Below are 15,347 nucleotides of genomic sequence, written 5' to 3'. Positions count from 1 at the left end.
CCGCGCTGATGCGCCGCCCCGGATGGCGCGCCTTCGCGGCGCTCGCGCTGGCCGCGCTCGGCCTCTGGAGCGTCGCGATCGAGCCGCGCTGGGTCGCGGCGCGCACCGAGACGCTGGACAGCGCCGCCTGGGGCGCGCAGCCGCGGCTGCGCATCGCGGTCGCGAGCGACTGGCACCTGACCGAACGCAGCCTCTGGCGCGTGACCGACGTGGAGCGCGCGCGCCGCATCGTCGACGACATCAATGCCGCGCAGCCCGACGTGGTGCTGCTGCCCGGCGACTTCCTGGCCGGCCACGGCGGCGACGAGCCGCTGCCGATCGAGACCATGGCCGGCGTGCTCGGGCGGCTGAAGGCGCCGCTGGGCGTGTACGCCGTGCTCGGCAATCACGACTGGTGGCACGACGGCGCGCGCATCGCGCACGCGCTGTCGGCGCAGGGCATCGTGGTACTCGAGAACGACGCCGTGCCGCTGCCCGGGCGCGAGCTCTGGGTGGTGGGCATCGGCGACCACTCCACCGATCATTCGCAGCCCGATCGCGCCCTGTCGCGCGTGCCGGCCGGCGCTCCCACGCTGGTGTTGATGCACGACCCGGCGAGCCTGGCCCGGATGCCGCGCCTCGCCGCGCCCGCGCCGGTGCTCACCGTCGCCGGCCACACCCATGGCGGCCAGGTCTGGGTGCCGGGCTACGGCGCGCCGATCGTGCCCGGCGCGGCGCCGCGCACCTGGGCCTATGGCTGGATCGAGAACCGCGGTCGGCGCATGTACGTGACCAGTGGCCTGGGCGTGAGCATCCTGCCGGTGCGCTTCAACATGCGGCCCGAGTGGGTGATGTTCGAGTAGGGCTCCCTCATCGCGCATCCGCGCCTTGTCATCGGTTTCGACGACAGACAGCCGCCGCGCGGCGGCGCACGATGGCGGCCTTCCGTTCGTTCATCGAGGCCGTCTCCATGACCCGTTCTTCCTTCGTTCCCTTGCGCCGCCCGGCGCGTCTCGCCGCGTCCGCGCTGGCCGTGCTCGCAATGAGCGCCATCGGCGCCCACGCCCAGCAACCGGCCGCGCCCGACATCGCCACCCTGACCGCCAGCGACGCGGTGCGCGAGCTCTGCGCCGGCCGGCTGACCAGCGAGCAGCTGGTCACGGCCTACGTCGCGCAGGCCAGGGCGAAGGCCAATCTCAACGCCTTCATCACGCTCGACGAACAGGGCGCGCTCGCGGCTGCGCGCGCCGCCGATGCCGCGCGCAAGCCGGGCGCGGCCTGCAAGCCGCTCGATGGCCTGCCGGTGGCGATCAAGGACAACATCCAGGTGCGCGGCCTGCCCGCCAGCGCCGGCACGCCCGCGCTCAAGGGTTTCGTGCCGGCGGCCGACGCGCCGGTGGTCGCGAAGCTGCGCGCGGCCGGTGCCATCGTGCTGGGCAAGACCCACATGCACGAGCTGGCCTTCGGCGTCACCGGCTACAACCCGGCCTTCCCCTCGGGCCCCGAGGTCGGCGTGCGCAATGCCTACGACCCGCGCCGCATCGCGGGCGGCTCCTCCTCGGGCAATGGCGCGGCGCTGGGCGCGCGCATGGTGTCGGCCGCGCTGGGCACCGACACCGGCGGCTCGGTGCGCATTCCCTGTGCCTTCAACGGCTGCGCGTCGCTTCGGCCCTCGATGGGGCGCTATCCGCAGCAGGGCATCGCGCCGATCTCGCACACGCGCGACACCGCCGGCCCGATGGCGCTGTCGGTGGCCGACCTGGTGCTGCTCGACCGCGCGATCGCGGGCGGCGCGGCGGTGCGTCCCGCCGACCTGAAGCGCGTGCGGCTCGGCGTGGTGCCGGCCTTCTTCGCCAACCTCGATGCCGACACCCGTGCCGCCACCGATGCCGCGCTGGCCAAGCTGCGCGCGGCCGGCGTCACGCTGGTCGAGCTCGAGATGCCGAAGCTCGCCGAACTCAACGGCGCGGTGGGCTTCCCGGTCGCGCTCTACGAGGCGAACGACGACATGGCGGCCTACCTCGCGAAGTACGACACGGGCATCGACCTCAAGCAGCTCGCCGCGGGCATCGCCAGCCCCGACGTCAAGGGCACCTTCGACGGCCTGGTGCTGCCGCGCAAGCTGCCGGCCGCGAACGGCACGGTCGACGCCAGGCCGGCCTACGACAACGCGATGCGCGTGGCGCGCCCGGCGCTGCAGAAGCTCTACCGCGACACCTTCACGAAGCACCGGCTCGACGCGCTGGTGTTCCCGACCGTGCCGCAGGTGGCGCTGCTGGCCGCGCCCGAGGCCAGCAGCCCCGAGAACTTCGGCGCGCTGATCCAGAACACCGACCCCGGCAGCAACGCCGGCATCCCGGGGCTGCAACTGCCCTCGGCGCTGGGCGCGACCAGCGGCCTGCCGATCGGGCTCGAGCTCGACGGCCCCGCGGGCAGCGACCGCCGCCTGCTGGCGCTGGGCCTGGCGATCGAGCCGCTGCTCGGACGGCTGCCGGCGGCGAAGTAGTTCAATCGCGCGGCAACACGCCCGCGAGCGCCGAACGGCGCTCGATGCCGAGCTTGTCGAAGATGCGCCGCAGGTAGGTGCGCACCGTGGGCACGCCCACCGCCATGCGGCGCGCGATGTCCTTGTCGGTGAGCCCTTCGCGCACCGCGCGCGCCACCTGCTGCTCGCGCGCGCTGAGGCTGGCCCAGGGCGAGGCGGCGATGTCCTGCGCCGCGGCGCGGGGTGCCTGCGCGCGCTGCCGGGCCCGCAGCAGCGCGCCCGCGAAGGCGGGCTCGATCAGGTCGAGCATCAGCGTCTCGCGCGCGCCGAAATCGCCGCGCTCCTTGCGGCGCCAGATGCGCAGGTCGCCGAGCGCGCGCTCGCCGTCGAAGGTGTGAAGGTTCAGGCCCCAGTGCAGGCCGTCGCGCGCGAGGAAGTCGTTGAAGAAGGGCGTGCGCATCAGTTCGCGCTGCGGCATCACCTCGGTCACGCGCGTGGCGCGGCGGCGCGACTGCAGCACGAAGGTGATCGGGTCGTGGTGCTGGTGCCACTGCGCATAGGTGTCGAGGTTGGCCGGCGCCATGTTGATCGCCACGCGCGAGCCGAAGCCGCCGCGCTCGGCGTCCCAGACGAAGGACGCGAACTGGTCGGCCCGCAGCAGGCCGAGCAGCGCATGGCCGAGGCGCTCGCGGATCTCGCGCTCGCCGCATTCGTCGCGCGCGAGCAGCGTGAACACGCCGCGCAGGGCCTGCTGTTCGGAAGCGCTCAGGTACATGGCCGTTGTTCCTCGATGGTGTGCGTTGTCTTCCCGTGGTCAACCCCGGTCTCCGGGGCGCCACGTTAGCGGGTAGCAAGCGGCACGCCAAGGGTGGATGCCCGCGGCCCCAGGGCTTGCCCTCTGGAGGCCCCTGCCCGCACGGTGTTCCAATAGGGGCCTCCATGCCCAGCGTTCCCGATCCCTCCACCGCACCCTGCCCCTGCGGCCGCACCGACCGCCGCGACAAGCCCATCGCCTACGCGATGTGCTGCGGCCGCTACCTCGACGACTTCGAGCACACCCCCGCCCCCGATGCCGAATCGCTGATGCGTTCGCGCTATACGGCCTTCGTGCGCGAGCGTGCCGAGTACCTGCTCGGCACCTGGCACGCGAGCACGCGGCCGGCCTCGCTCGACTTCGAGCCCGGCGTGCGCTGGCTCGGGCTCGACGTGCGCGGCCGCTCGATGAGCGATGCCGACCATGCCGAGGTCGAGTTCGTCGCGCGCCAGCGCGGCGCCTCCGGCACGGCCTCGCGGCTGCACGAGCGCAGCCGCTTCGTGCGCGAGTCCGACGACGCGGGCCTGTCGCGCTGGTACTACGTCGACGGCGACCTGCAAGCCCGGGCCTGATACCCCGCATTGACGCGGGCGGTTGACGGCGAACGCCGGCGCTCGCACAATCGGCCCCGCTCCGGGGTGCACGCATGTGGCGTGCTGAGATGGCAAAGCTGCCGACCCGCGAACTTGATCCGGGTCATACCGGCGTAAGAAGAGCTGCACTCCCTGGCTTCGGTCCGTCGTCCCTCCCCACCCGGGATGGCGCCCACAGCCCACCGAGCGATTGCGGAGCACCCTTTCCATCCACAAGGAGTGCCCCGCATGAATGCCCCCGACAAGTTCACCTCCCTGCTCTCGCTCACGCGCGAGCCCTTCCCCGCGTCGCACAAGTGCGTCATCCCCGGCAGCCGGCCCGACCTGTTCGTGCCGGTGCGCGACGTGAAGCTCACCAACGGCGAGACCGTGTCGCTCTACGACACCTCGGGTCCCTACACCGACCCGAAGGTCGAGATCGACGTGCGCCGCGGCCTGCCCGACGTGCGCGGTGCCTGGATCGCCGAGCGCGGCGACACCGAGAGCTACGAGGGGCGCGTGCACCATGCGCTCGACGACGGCGCCAAGAACGAGGACCGCGACGCGCAGCGCCTGGCCGAGCTGCGCGCCGGCGCCTCGGCGCTGCAACGCACGCCGCGCCGCGCGAAGTCGGGCGCCAACGTCACGCAGATGCACTACGCGCGCCGCGGCATCGTCACGCCCGAGATGGAGTACGTGGCGCTGCGCGAGAACGGCAAGCGCGAGTGGATGGCCGAGTACCTCGCCAACGAGGAGCGCGCCAGGCGCGTGGCCGGCAACCCGATGGGCGCGAGCATCCCGCGCATCATCACGCCCGAGTTCGTGCGCGACGAGGTGGCGCGCGGCCGCGCGATCATTCCCGCCAACATCAACCACCCCGAGGTGGAGCCGATGGCGATCGGGCGCAACTTCAAGGTGAAGATCAACGCCAACATCGGCAACTCGGCCGTCACCTCGAGCATCGAGGAGGAAGTGGAGAAGCTGGTGTGGGCGATCCGCTGGGGCGCCGACAACGTGATGGACCTGTCGACCGGCAAGAACATCCACACCACGCGCGACTGGATCGTGCGCAACAGCCCGGTGCCCATCGGCACCGTGCCGATCTACCAGGCGCTCGAGAAGGTGGGCGGCGTGGCCGAGGACCTGACCTGGGAGATCTACCGCGACACGCTGATCGAGCAGGCCGAGCAGGGCGTCGACTACTTCACCATCCACGCCGGGCTGCGGCTGCCGTTCATCCACCTGACGGCCGACCGCATGACCGGCATCGTCTCGCGCGGCGGCTCGATCATGGCGAAGTGGTGCATCGCGCACCACAAGGAGAGCTTCCTCTACACGCACTTCGAGGACATCTGCGACATCATGAAGGCCTACGACGTGAGCTTCTCGCTCGGCGACGGCCTGCGCCCCGGCAGCGGCGCCGATGCCAACGACGAGGCGCAGTTCGCCGAGCTGCGCACCCTCGGCGAGCTCACGCAGATCGCCTGGAAGCACGACGTGCAGACCATGATCGAAGGCCCGGGCCATGTGCCGATGCACATGATCCAGTCGAACATGGACGAGCAGCTCAAGCACTGCCACGAGGCGCCGTTCTACACGCTGGGCCCGCTGACGATCGACATCGCGCCGGGCTACGACCACATCGCGAGCGCGATCGGCGCGGCGATGATCGGCTGGGCCGGCACGGCGATGCTGTGCTACGTGACGCCGAAGGAGCACCTGGGGCTGCCCGACCGCGACGACGTGAAGCAGGGGATCATTGCCTACAAGATCGCGGCGCATGCGGCGGACGTGGCGAAGGGACACCCGGGAGCGCGCTCGCGCGACGATGCGCTGAGCAAGGCGCGCTTCGAGTTCCGCTGGCAGGACCAGTTCAACCTGGGGCTCGATCCGGATACGGCGCGCGAATTCCACGACGAGACGCTGCCGAAGGATTCGAGCAAGGTGGCGCACTTCTGTTCGATGTGCGGGCCGAAGTTCTGCTCGATGAAGATCACGCAGGAGGTGCGTGAGTACGCCGCGGCCAAGGGGGTGGCGGAGGCACTGGCTGTGGAGAAGGGGATGGAGGAGAAGTCGAAGGAGTTCGTGGCGGGTGGGGGGGAGATGTACATCCCTATTCGGGCGGTTTGACTTTTTTGAGGTTGTCGGCCGGGTCTCGCCCCGGCGGGCGAGTCACTTTCTTTTGCTTCGCCAAAAGAAAGTAACCAAAGAAAAGGCGACCCCGCTGTCTGTGTCCCTCCGCTTCGCTGCGGGCAACCTGCGGTGCTCGGAGAAAGCGGGGGTCCGCAGAACTCGCTTCGCTCAGACAGCTGCGGCCCTGATCCCGCCTTCTCCTGCGCTCCTCGGCACAGCCAGAGGGGAGTGGGTCGGGCCATCGCTTCGCTCGGCCATTGCATGGTGGCCGGGCCTTCGCTTTGCTCGGCCGGTACCATCTCCCCATGTCTTCTTTTCCTTTCGCCGCGGTTCTCTTCGACTGCGACGGTGTCCTCGTCGACTCCGAACCCATCACCAACCGCGTGCTTGCCGAGATGCTCGGCGAACTGGGCTGGCCTCTCACCACCGACGAATCGATGCGCATCTTCACCGGCAAGGCGGTGAAGGACGAAGCCGACCTGATCGAGTCGAAGACCGGCTTTCGCATCACGCCCGAATGGCTGCATGGCTTTCGCGAGCGCCGCAACGAGGCGCTCGAGCGGGACCTGACGGCGATTCCGAATGCGCCCGCCGCGGTGCGCGCGCTGTTCGAGCAGCTCGACGGGCGCATCGCCTGCGCCTCGGGCGCGGATCGCTTCAAGGTCGAGCTGCAGCTCGAGAAGGTCGGCATCCTCGAGTGCTTCGCGGGGCGGGTCTTCAGCGGGCACGAGATGCCGCGCTCGAAGCCGGCGCCCGACGTGTACCTCGCGGCGGCGGCGGCGCTGGGCGTGGACCCGAAGCGCTGCGCGGTGGTCGAGGACACGGTCACGGGCGCGATGGCGGGCGTGGCGGCGGGCGCGACGGTGTTCGGCTACAGCACGGGCGAGTCGGGCCACAGCGGGCCCGAGGCGCTGCGCAGCGTCGGCGCGGTGCAGGTGTTCAGCGACATGGCCGAACTGCCGGCACTGCTCGCGGCGCACCGGCCCGTCGGCTGAAGCGAACACCCACCGGCGGCAGGGCTGCCGGCTTTCTGTTCGAATCGAATCACGACCGGCCGCCGGCGGCGGCTGCACACCATCCAATGCCCACCAGGAGCCCCCGCGCATGACCTCCGAGTACAAGACCGAACAGCCCGAACGCAGCGAGATCGACGCCCTGCAAGGCCCCGCGGTGGTCGAGTTCGGCACCAACTGGTGCGGCGTCTGCAAGGCCGCGCAGCCGGACATCGCCGCCGCCTTCGCGCAGCATCCGGGCCTGCGCCACATCAAGGTCGAGGACGGCAGCGGGCGTCCGCTGGGCCGCTCGTTCGGCGTGAAGCTGTGGCCCACGCTGGTGTTCATGCGCGACGGCCGCGAAGTGGCCAAGCTGGTGCGGCCCACCGACAGCGCCTCGATCGCCGAGGCGCTCGCGAAGATCGCTCAGCCGGCCTGAGCGCGCCGGCCGCGCGCCGGCCTGGCCATCGACAGGATCAGGCGGTAGAGCGCCTGCGCGGCGGGCGACAGCACCGCGCCCTTGCGCGACAGCAGCGCGAAGCTGCGCCGCACCGTGGGCCGCGCGAGCGCGATCAGCACGATGCGCGGATAGGTGCCGTCCTGCACGGCCAGCCGGGGCACCACGGCGGCGCCCACGCCCTGCGCCACCAGCCCGACGGCCGTCGAGCTGCGCTGCACCTCGTAGACGAAGGGCAGGTCGAGCCCGCTCGGTGCCAGCGCCGCATCGAGCAGCGGGCGATTGCTGCTGCCCGGCCCGGGCACGATCAGCGCGTGGCCCTCGAGTTGCGACCAGGCGATGCTGCGGCGGCGCGCCAGCGGATGGTCGTCGCGGCAGGCCAGCACGAAGCGGTCGTCCAGCAGCGGCACGCGCTCCAGAGCGGGGTCGTAGGACTCGGCGATGCTGATGCCGAACTCGGCCTCGCGCTGCAGGATCGCGCCCGCCACGCCGGCCGAGGCGTGGTCGAGGATGCGGATGTGGTTGCCCGGGTGCAGCGCGCTGTAGGCCTGGATCACCGCGGGCAGGAACTGCACGCCCACCGTCGGCACGCAGGCCAGCGTCACGTTGCCGCGCGAGGCCTGGCCGGCCTCGCGGATGCCGAGCATGGCCGAGGAGATGTCTGCGAGCAGCCGCCGCGCCTGCGGCAGGAAGTTCTGGCCGATCGCGGTGAGTGCCAGCGAGCGCGTGGTGCGTTCCACCAGCCGTACGCCGAGCACCGCCTCGAGGTTCTGCAGCCGGCGCGTCAGCGCCGTGGAGCTGATGTGCAGCGAATCGGCACCGGCATGGAAGCTGCCGTGCTCCGCCACGGCGAGGAATGCCTGCAGGCCGAGCATGTCCACTTTCATGAGGCGATTGCAGCAATGGTCCAGATAAATTCATTTTACGCAGCCGGGTTGCGGGCACAGAATCCGCCGCATGAACATCACGGTGCTGGACGACTACTTCGACACGCTGCGCACGCTGCCCTGCTTCGCCAAGCTCAAGGGGCACGAGGTGACGGTATGGAACGACCACGTGGACGAGCCCGACGAACTGGTGCGCCGGCTGTCGCAGGCCGACGCGGTGGTGCTGATCCGCGAACGCACCGCGCTGCGCGCGCCGGTGCTCGAGCGGCTGCCGCGGCTGCGGCTGATCAGCCAGCGCAGCGTCTATCCGCACATCGACGTCGAGGCCTGCACGCGGCTGGGCATCGTGCTGTCGTCGGACCAGCACGCGGGCACGCCTTCGTACGCGGCGGCCGAACTCACATGGGCGCTGCTGCTGTGTGCGGCACGGCGGATTCCGCAGCAGATGGCGTCGCTGCAGCGCGGCGGCTGGCAGACCGGCGTGGGCGGCACGTTGCGCGGCAGGACGCTCGGAATCTACGGCTATGGCCGCATCGGGCAGGCGGTGGCGGGCTACGCCGAGGCCTTCGGCATGAAGGTGCGCGTGTGGGCGCGGCCCGAATCGATGGCCCGGGCGCGCGCGGACGGCCGCGAATGCGCGCCCGACCGCGAGAGCTTCTTCGGCGACTGCGACGCGGTCTCGCTCCACATGCGGCTGGTGCCGGCCACGCGCGGCATCGTGCGGCGCGAGGACCTCGCGCGCATGAAGCCCGATGCGATCCTCGTGAACACCAGCCGCGCCGGCCTGATCGAGCCCGGTGCGCTGGTGGCGGCGCTGCGGGCCGGCCGGCCCGGCATGGGCGCGGTCGACGTCTACGAGACCGAGCCGCTGCTCGATCCCGCCGATCCGCTGCTGCGGTTGCCGAACCTGGTCTGCACGCCGCACATCGGCTACGTGACGCGCGAGGAGTACGAGCTGCAGTTCTCCGACGTGTTCGACCAGATCGTGGCCTTTGCCGGCGGGCAGCCGAGCAACGTCGTCAATCCCGAGGTGCTCGGCCGCCTGCGCGCCGCGCCCACTCCGGCATGAACGAGGCGCTGCAGCGGCTCGCCGCCGCGGCCCGGCTGGAGGATGCCGCGCAGGAGCCGCTGCGGCTGCGCTTCGGCTTCGCCTGCGTGCAGCGCGTGCGGCATCTGCTCGAGGCGCCCGAGGCGCTGCAGGGCCTCGACGTGCTCGGCGCGTACCTCGAAGGCCGCGGCAGCCGCGTCGAACTCGCGCAGGCGGCGCAGCGCATGGCGCGTATCGCCGCCAGCCATCCGGGCTCCGGCTCGATCGATGCGTCGGCCCATGCGGCGGTGTCCGCGACCTACGCGGTGTTCCAGGCCGTGGCCGGGCGCGCGCTGCAGGCCGCGGAGTACGCGGCCTACGCCACCGTCTATGCCTATGGCGCCTACGCGATCGCGGACCCCGAGGCCTTCGCCGAGGAGTTCGCGTGGCAGGCCCGGACCTTCGCCGCGTTGAGCCGCGGCCACGCGGCGGCCGCCTGAAGGCCGCCGCGGGTTAATCCCGATCCGCCGCCGCTTCGTGCGGCGCGCCCGCGGGGGGACAATTTCCGCATGCAAGCCATGTGGTGCGTTCCGGCCCTCGCCAGCCAGCAGTCGCTCGACCTGCGGGCCGTGTCGCTGCTGCTCGACGTGCCGCGCGACCTGGCGCCCGCGCGCGCGATGCTGCACTTCCTCAATGCGCTGCTGCCGGTGGAGTACATCTCGCTGGTGCAGCATGCGCCCGATGCACCGGTGCAGATCGAGGGCCACTCCCATGGCGCGGGGGTGCGCAACGTCACGCGCGACTGCTTCGCGCAGTACCGGCGCCACTTCTACGGTTTCGACGATGCGACGGGCATCGCGCAGCGCATGGCGGGCACGGGCGGCGAGGTCGACGAGGTGACGGCGCTGCACATGCATGCCGAGCAGATCCCCGACCCCGGCTGGCGGCGCCAGATCTACGAGCGCGAGCACCTGAGCGACCGGCTCGCGCTGCTCTACCTGCCGGTGGCCCGCGGCCGCGCCTTCTCGGTCAACCTCTACCGGCGCGACTCGATGGGCCGCTTCGCGCCCGGCGAGATCGAGCGCGTGCTCGCGGTCGCGCCGCTGCTGCGGCAGGTGCACCGGCATGCGCTGGGCACCGGCGCGGGCGCGCTCGACATGGACAGCCGCATCGCGCTCGCGCAGGCCCGGCTCGCCGACACGCCGCTGAGCCGCCGCGAGCGCGAGGTCTGCGCGCGCATCGCCTGCGGGCTCACGGCCGACGGCATCGCGGCCGACCTCGACATCGCGCTGTCGAGCGTGCACACGCTGCGCAAGCGCGCCTACGGCAAGCTCGGCATCCACGACCGCGCGGCGCTGGTGCGGCTGGCCGGCTGAGGCCGCATACCCACCAACGTCCCCTGCGCGGGGGACGCGCGCCGCGGCGCATGCGACCACCATCGAAGACAGATCATTCGATGGAGACGAGAAACGCATGTTCATCCGCAACTGCTGGTACGTGGTCGCCTGGGACCACGAGATTCCCGCCGAGAGCCTGTTCAACCGCACCGTCATCGGCGAGCCGCTGCTGCTGTACCGCACCGCGCAGGGCGAGGTGGTGGCGCTCGAGGACCGCTGCTGCCATCGCCATGCGCCGCTGTCCAAGGGCCGGCGCGAGGGCGACTGCGTGCGCTGCGGCTACCACGGGCTCAAGTTCGATGCGCGCGGCCTCTGCGTCGAGGTGCCGGGCATGGCGACGGTGCCGCCGCGCGCACGGGTGCGCAGCTACCCGGTGGCGGTGCGCAACCGCTGGGTGTTCGTGTGGATGGGCGAGGCCGAGCGCGCCGACACGGCGCTGCTGCCCGACAACTTCTCGTGCGACCACCCCGAGTGGCGCCACATCCCGGGCTACCTGCACTACGACACGCCCTACCTGCTGATCTGCGACAACCTGCTGGACTTCTCGCACCTGAGCTACGTGCACGAGAAGACGCTCGGCGGCTCGACCGCGATCGCGCAGGCGCGGCCCGAGATCGAGAAGATCGAGCGCGGCCTGCGCGTGACGCGCCGGGTGGCGAACGTGCCGCCGCCCGCGCACTGGGCCGGCGCGCGGCCCTTCGCGCCCGGTGCGCGCTTCGACCGCTGGTTCGTCTACGACTTCATGCTGCCGGGCACGCTGCTGATGCAGTCGGGTGGGCGTCCCGTGGAGGACGCCGAGGGCGACATGCGCCATGCCGTCGAGCTGCACAGCTGCCAGACCCTGACGCCCGAGACCGAGACCAGCACCCACTACTTCTTCCAGCAGGCGCACCGGCCCTCGCTGGGCGGCGAGCAGCTCACGCGCACGCTCTACGACAGCCTGATCGTGGCCTTCAACGAGGACCGCGACATGATCACCGCGCAGGCCCGCAACATCGAGCACGCGCCCTTGCTGCCGATGCTGCCGCTGGCTATGGATTCGGCGCTGGTGCAGTTCCGCCGGCTGGTGGCGCAGGCGCTCGAGGACGAGCGGCGCAACGATGCGTCCCCGCAGCGCGCGCAGCCCGAGCGTGCCGCGAGCTGCTGACACGCGCCGCCAGACAACACAAGAACCCACGAGGAGACAAGACCATGTTCAAGCTGCTTTCGATCGCCTGCACCGCGCTGGCCTTCGCCGTTCCCGCCGCCGCCCAGGAGGCCTACCCGTCGCGGCCGATCCGCATCGTCGTGCCCTATCCGGCCGGCGGCGCCACCGACTACGTGGCGCGCACCGTCGGCGAACGCCTGTCGAAGGCGCTGGGCCAGCCGGTGGTGATCGACAACAAGGCGGGCGCGGCCGGTGCCATCGGTGCCGCCGAGGTGGCGCGCGCCAGGGCCGACGGCTACACGCTGCTGATGACGATCACCGACTCGCAGATCAACAACACCGCGCTCTACCGCACGCTGGCCTACGACCCGCGCAAGGACTTCGCGCCGATCACGCAGATCGTGCGCAGCCCGGCGCTGATCTCGACCCACCCGGGCTCGGGCCTGCGCAGCCTCGCCGACCTCAAGGCCAAGGCCGGCTCCGGCGGCGCCAAGCTCAGCTATGCCTCCTGGGGCATCGGCGGCCTGGGCCACCTGGCCGGCGAGAGCCTCAACCGCGGCCTGGGCGGCGGCATGGTGCACGTGCCGCAGCGCGGCGAGGGGCTGGTGGTCACCGACCTGCTGTCGGGCACGGTCGACATCGGGCTGTCGTCGGTGGCGAGCGCTATGCAGCACGTGCCGGGCGGCAAGATCGTGCCGCTGGCTGTGCTCGGGCGCCAGCGCTCGAGCACGCTGCCGCAGGTGCCGACGATGCACGAGCTGGGCTTCGACGACCCGCTCTACGACAGCAACGTCTGGATCGGCCTGCTGGCGCCCGCGGCCACGCCGAAGCCGATCGTGGAGCGGCTCGCGAAGGAGGTGCGCGAGGTGGTGGGCGCGCCCGAGGTCGGCCAGCAGTTCGTGGCCCGCGGCTTCGAGATCATGAACAGCACGCCCGAGCAGTTCGCCAGCGCCTACCGCGCCGAGTTCGACGTCATCACGCGGCGCATGCGCGAACTGAGCATCGAGGCGCAGTGAGCGCCGCGGCCGCCGCGGCGCTCACGTGGAGGCCTCCCTGCCTCGCGACGGCCCGGGCGCGGGCGTGGCCGCCTGCTGCCGGAAGTCCCTGGGCGCGAGTCCCGTCCATTGCAGGAAGGCGCGCGAGAAGCTCTTCTCGTTGCGGAAGCCCGCCGCCAGCGCGACCTGCTTGATCGGCCGGTGGGTGCGCCGCAGCAGGTCGACCGCGAGCTCGTGCCGCACCTCGTTCTTGAGCGCCTGCAGCGAGCTGCCTTCCTCCTGCAACTGGCGGTGCAGGGTGCGGCTCGACACGTTGAGCAGCGTGGCCAGCGCCTCGGCGGTGGTGGTCTCGGCGGCGCGCGAGCGCAGCAGCTCGCGCACGCGCTGGCCCAGCAGCCGGTCGCGCCGGTACTGCAGGATCGTGAGCGGCAGCGCGCGCTTGAGCATGGTGCGCAGCGCGCGCTCGTCGCGCTGCAGCGGCAGCGCGAGGTAGCGCTCGTCGAAGGCGATGCTCGCGCGCGCCGCGTCGAAGCGCACCTCGGGCGTGAACATCGCCGCGTAGGCGTCGCGGTGCGCCGGCGCCGGAAAGGGAAAGCCGGCCTGCCGCAGCGAGATGCGCGAATCGATGGCCCAGCACATGTAGCCGTGCATGAAGCGCAGGCTGGTCACGAGGCAGAACTCGCGGAAGGCCGGGGCCAGCGGCCGGTTCTCGGCGATGCGCAGCGTGGCCACGCCGCCCGCCACCTCAAGCGCGAGGCCGATGTCCTCGGTCAGCAGCCGGTGGTGGCGGCACCAGCGCTTGATCGCCACGCCGAGGTCGGGCGAGGTCAGCGAGGCGCGGCACAGCATGCCGTAGCTGCCCCAGGGCAGGCGGCGCGAGAACCAGCCCAGCGCCTCGTCGTCGAGCTCCTGCATCGCATGGCCCGACAGCGCCTCGAACTGCGCCGCCGTCACGCGCGCGCCGGGCCGCGCGAGCTCGCGCGGCGTGATCTGTGCCGCCTTCAGCGCCTCGGACGGGTCCTGGCCGTAGCGCTCGTAGCCCTTGACGATGGCTCGCACGAAGGCCATCGGCGTGACGGCGCGGGCAGGTCGGAGGAAGGAGGGGGAGGACATGGCAAGGCAGTGCCGGCGTGGCGCAAATTGCAACCATTGTGGCGCCAATTGCGGCGCGACGAGGCGTAAGCTGCGACCTTTCCAGCGCGTCGTGGCGCGGGCAGCCCCACGCGCCGGCCCCCTTCAGAGGAGACAACACCCATGCACGATCCCGGCCTGAACTTCGACCTGGGCGAGACCATCGACTCGCTGCGCAGCGCGATCCAGGACTTCGCCGCGAATGAAATCGCGCCCCGCGCCGCCGACATCGACCGCGAGAACCTGTTCCCGCACGACCTCTGGAAGAAGCTCGGCGACCTCGGCCTGCACGGCATGACCGTGAAGGAGGAGTACGGCGGCACCGAGCTCGGCTACCTCGCGCACATCGTGGCGATGGAAGAGGTGTCGCGCGCCTCGGCCTCGGTCGGCCTGTCGTACGGCGCGCACTCGAACCTGTGCGTGAACCAGATCCACCGCAACGGCAGCGAGGCGCAGAAGAAGAAGTACCTGCCCAAGCTGGTGAGCGGCGAGCACGTGGGCGCGCTGGCCATGAGCGAGCCCAATGCCGGCTCCGACGTGGTGAGCATGAAGCTCAAGGCCGAGAAGAAGGACGGCTACTACGTGCTCAACGGCGGCAAGATGTGGATCACCAACGGCGGCGACGCCGACACGCTGGTGATCTACGGCAAGACCGAGCCCGAGATGGGCGCGCGCGGCATGACCGCCTTCATCGTCGAGAAGGGCTTCAAGGGCTTCTCGGCCGGCACCAAGCTCGACAAGCTCGGCATGCGCGGCTCCAACACCTTCCCGCTGTTCTTCGACAACTGCGAGGTGCCCGAGGAGAACGTGCTCGGCGGCGAGGGCCAGGGCGCGAAGGTGCTGATGAGCGGCCTCGATTACGAGCGCGCCGTGCTCTCGGGCGGCCCGCTGGGCATCATGGCCGCCTGCATGGATGCGGTGCTGCCCTTCATCCACGAGCGCAAGCAGTTCGGCCAGAGCATCGGCGAGTTCCAGCTCATGCAGGGCAAGATCGCTGACATGTACTCGACCTGGCAGGCCACGCGTGCCTACGTCTACGCCGTGGGCAAGGCCTGCGACCGCAACGACCATGCGCGCACCTTCCGCAAGGACGCGGCCGGCGCGATCCTCTACTCGGCCGAGAAGGCGACCTGGATGGCCGGCGAGGCAATCCAGGCGCTCGGCGGCGTGGGCTACACCAAGGAATTCCCGGTCGAACGGCTGTGGCGCGACGCCAAGCTCTACGAGATCGGCGCGGGCACCAGCGAAATCCGGCGCATGCTGATCGGGCGCGAGCTGTTCGCCGAGACCGCATAAGCCGTCGTTCCCCCTCCCCGCGGGAGGGCGCAGAC

General features: G+C 71.2%; 15 protein-coding genes and 1 riboswitch. Of the genes, 12 read left to right on the top strand and 3 right to left on the bottom strand.

Annotation, left to right across the window (positions count from 1 at the left end):
* Nucleotides 1-8 precede the first annotated feature (8 nt).
* Both AC1HIL_RS00780 and iaaH read left to right on the top strand, forming a co-directional pair.
* Nucleotides 9-842 carry a metallophosphoesterase gene (locus AC1HIL_RS00780; protein WP_479670931.1) on the top strand — a complete coding sequence of 278 codons (834 nt, stop codon included), beginning with the start codon at nucleotides 9-11 and terminating at the stop codon, nucleotides 840-842.
* Between the two features lie 179 nt (nucleotides 843-1,021).
* Nucleotides 1,022-2,485: an indoleacetamide hydrolase gene (gene iaaH, locus AC1HIL_RS00775; protein ID WP_479672457.1), complete on the top strand. Its 1,464-nt coding sequence runs from the start codon at nucleotides 1,022-1,024 to the stop codon at nucleotides 2,483-2,485.
* A 1-nt stretch (nucleotide 2,486) separates the two neighbouring features.
* Here the strand turns inward: iaaH and AC1HIL_RS00770 are convergent, their stop codons facing one another.
* On the bottom strand, nucleotides 2,487-3,239 hold the full coding sequence (locus tag AC1HIL_RS00770) for a response regulator transcription factor (RefSeq protein ID WP_398497549.1): 753 nt from the start codon (nucleotides 3,237-3,239) through the stop codon (nucleotides 2,487-2,489).
* 164 nt (nucleotides 3,240-3,403) lie between these two features.
* Between AC1HIL_RS00770 and AC1HIL_RS00765 the strand changes: the two genes are divergently transcribed.
* The 4 genes from AC1HIL_RS00765 to AC1HIL_RS00750 all read left to right on the top strand — a co-directional run bounded on the left by AC1HIL_RS00765 (nucleotide 3,404) and on the right by AC1HIL_RS00750 (nucleotide 7,414).
* Nucleotides 3,404-3,850, top strand: coding sequence for a YchJ family protein (locus AC1HIL_RS00765; RefSeq protein WP_057596573.1), 447 nt, complete (start codon nucleotides 3,404-3,406; stop codon nucleotides 3,848-3,850).
* A 52-nt stretch (nucleotides 3,851-3,902) separates the two neighbouring features.
* Nucleotides 3,903-4,008, top strand: a riboswitch (TPP riboswitch).
* A gap of 91 nt (nucleotides 4,009-4,099) precedes the next feature.
* A complete protein-coding gene (gene thiC, locus AC1HIL_RS00760) occupies nucleotides 4,100-5,980 on the top strand; it encodes a phosphomethylpyrimidine synthase ThiC (RefSeq protein ID WP_261217217.1) in 1,881 nt (626 codons plus the stop codon).
* 308 nt (nucleotides 5,981-6,288) lie between these two features.
* Nucleotides 6,289-6,978 (top strand): HAD family hydrolase, encoded by a 690-nt coding sequence (locus AC1HIL_RS00755; protein WP_479670930.1) that lies wholly within the window; start codon nucleotides 6,289-6,291, stop codon nucleotides 6,976-6,978.
* Nucleotides 6,979-7,087: 109 nt separating this feature from the next.
* The gene (locus AC1HIL_RS00750; protein WP_093348235.1) at nucleotides 7,088-7,414 is read left to right on the top strand and encodes a thioredoxin family protein; all 327 of its coding nucleotides are present in this window, start codon (nucleotides 7,088-7,090) and stop codon (nucleotides 7,412-7,414) included.
* On the opposite strand, the gene AC1HIL_RS00745 is transcribed toward AC1HIL_RS00750, so the two are convergent.
* The gene (locus AC1HIL_RS00745; RefSeq protein WP_261211662.1) at nucleotides 7,402-8,319 is read right to left on the bottom strand and encodes a LysR family transcriptional regulator; all 918 of its coding nucleotides are present in this window, start codon (nucleotides 8,317-8,319) and stop codon (nucleotides 7,402-7,404) included. The two genes, AC1HIL_RS00750 and AC1HIL_RS00745, sit on opposite strands and share 13 nt — an antisense overlap.
* Nucleotides 8,320-8,389: 70 nt before the next feature.
* Here AC1HIL_RS00745 and AC1HIL_RS00740 point away from each other — a divergent pair, with 70 nt between their 5' ends.
* The 5 genes from AC1HIL_RS00740 (at nucleotide 8,390) to AC1HIL_RS00720 (ending at nucleotide 12,906) form a co-directional block, all read left to right on the top strand.
* Nucleotides 8,390-9,388 carry a D-2-hydroxyacid dehydrogenase family protein gene (locus tag AC1HIL_RS00740; protein WP_479670929.1) on the top strand — a complete coding sequence of 333 codons (999 nt, stop codon included), beginning with the start codon at nucleotides 8,390-8,392 and terminating at the stop codon, nucleotides 9,386-9,388.
* A complete protein-coding gene (locus tag AC1HIL_RS00735; RefSeq protein WP_479670928.1) occupies nucleotides 9,385-9,846 on the top strand; it encodes a hypothetical protein in 462 nt (153 codons plus the stop codon). The genes AC1HIL_RS00740 and AC1HIL_RS00735 overlap by 4 nt, the downstream gene beginning before the upstream one ends.
* 69 nt (nucleotides 9,847-9,915) lie before the next feature.
* Nucleotides 9,916-10,722, top strand: coding sequence for a helix-turn-helix transcriptional regulator (locus AC1HIL_RS00730; protein WP_479670927.1), 807 nt, complete (start codon nucleotides 9,916-9,918; stop codon nucleotides 10,720-10,722).
* Between the two features lie 97 nt (nucleotides 10,723-10,819).
* Nucleotides 10,820-11,890, top strand: a complete 1,071-nt coding sequence (locus tag AC1HIL_RS00725) for an aromatic ring-hydroxylating dioxygenase subunit alpha (protein ID WP_479670926.1) — start codon at nucleotides 10,820-10,822, stop codon at nucleotides 11,888-11,890.
* Between the two features lie 44 nt (nucleotides 11,891-11,934).
* Entirely contained in the window at nucleotides 11,935-12,906 is a 972-nt protein-coding gene (locus AC1HIL_RS00720) for a tripartite tricarboxylate transporter substrate-binding protein (RefSeq protein WP_479670925.1), read from the top strand.
* 21 nt (nucleotides 12,907-12,927) lie between these two features.
* On the opposite strand, the gene AC1HIL_RS00715 is transcribed toward AC1HIL_RS00720, so the two are convergent.
* On the bottom strand, nucleotides 12,928-13,998 hold the full coding sequence (locus AC1HIL_RS00715; protein WP_296727464.1) for an AraC family transcriptional regulator: 1,071 nt from the start codon (nucleotides 13,996-13,998) through the stop codon (nucleotides 12,928-12,930).
* A gap of 141 nt (nucleotides 13,999-14,139) precedes the next feature.
* Between AC1HIL_RS00715 and AC1HIL_RS00710 the strand changes: the two genes are divergently transcribed.
* Complete coding sequence (locus AC1HIL_RS00710) at nucleotides 14,140-15,312, top strand: isovaleryl-CoA dehydrogenase (protein WP_057590699.1); 1,173 nt, start codon at nucleotides 14,140-14,142, stop codon at nucleotides 15,310-15,312.
* Nucleotides 15,313-15,347 lie beyond the last annotated feature (35 nt).

The organism is Variovorax sp. ISS6 (genome assembly GCF_056523145.1).
Note: the sequence above shows the minus strand (reverse complement) of the source record. Positions and strands in the feature narration are given on the sequence as shown.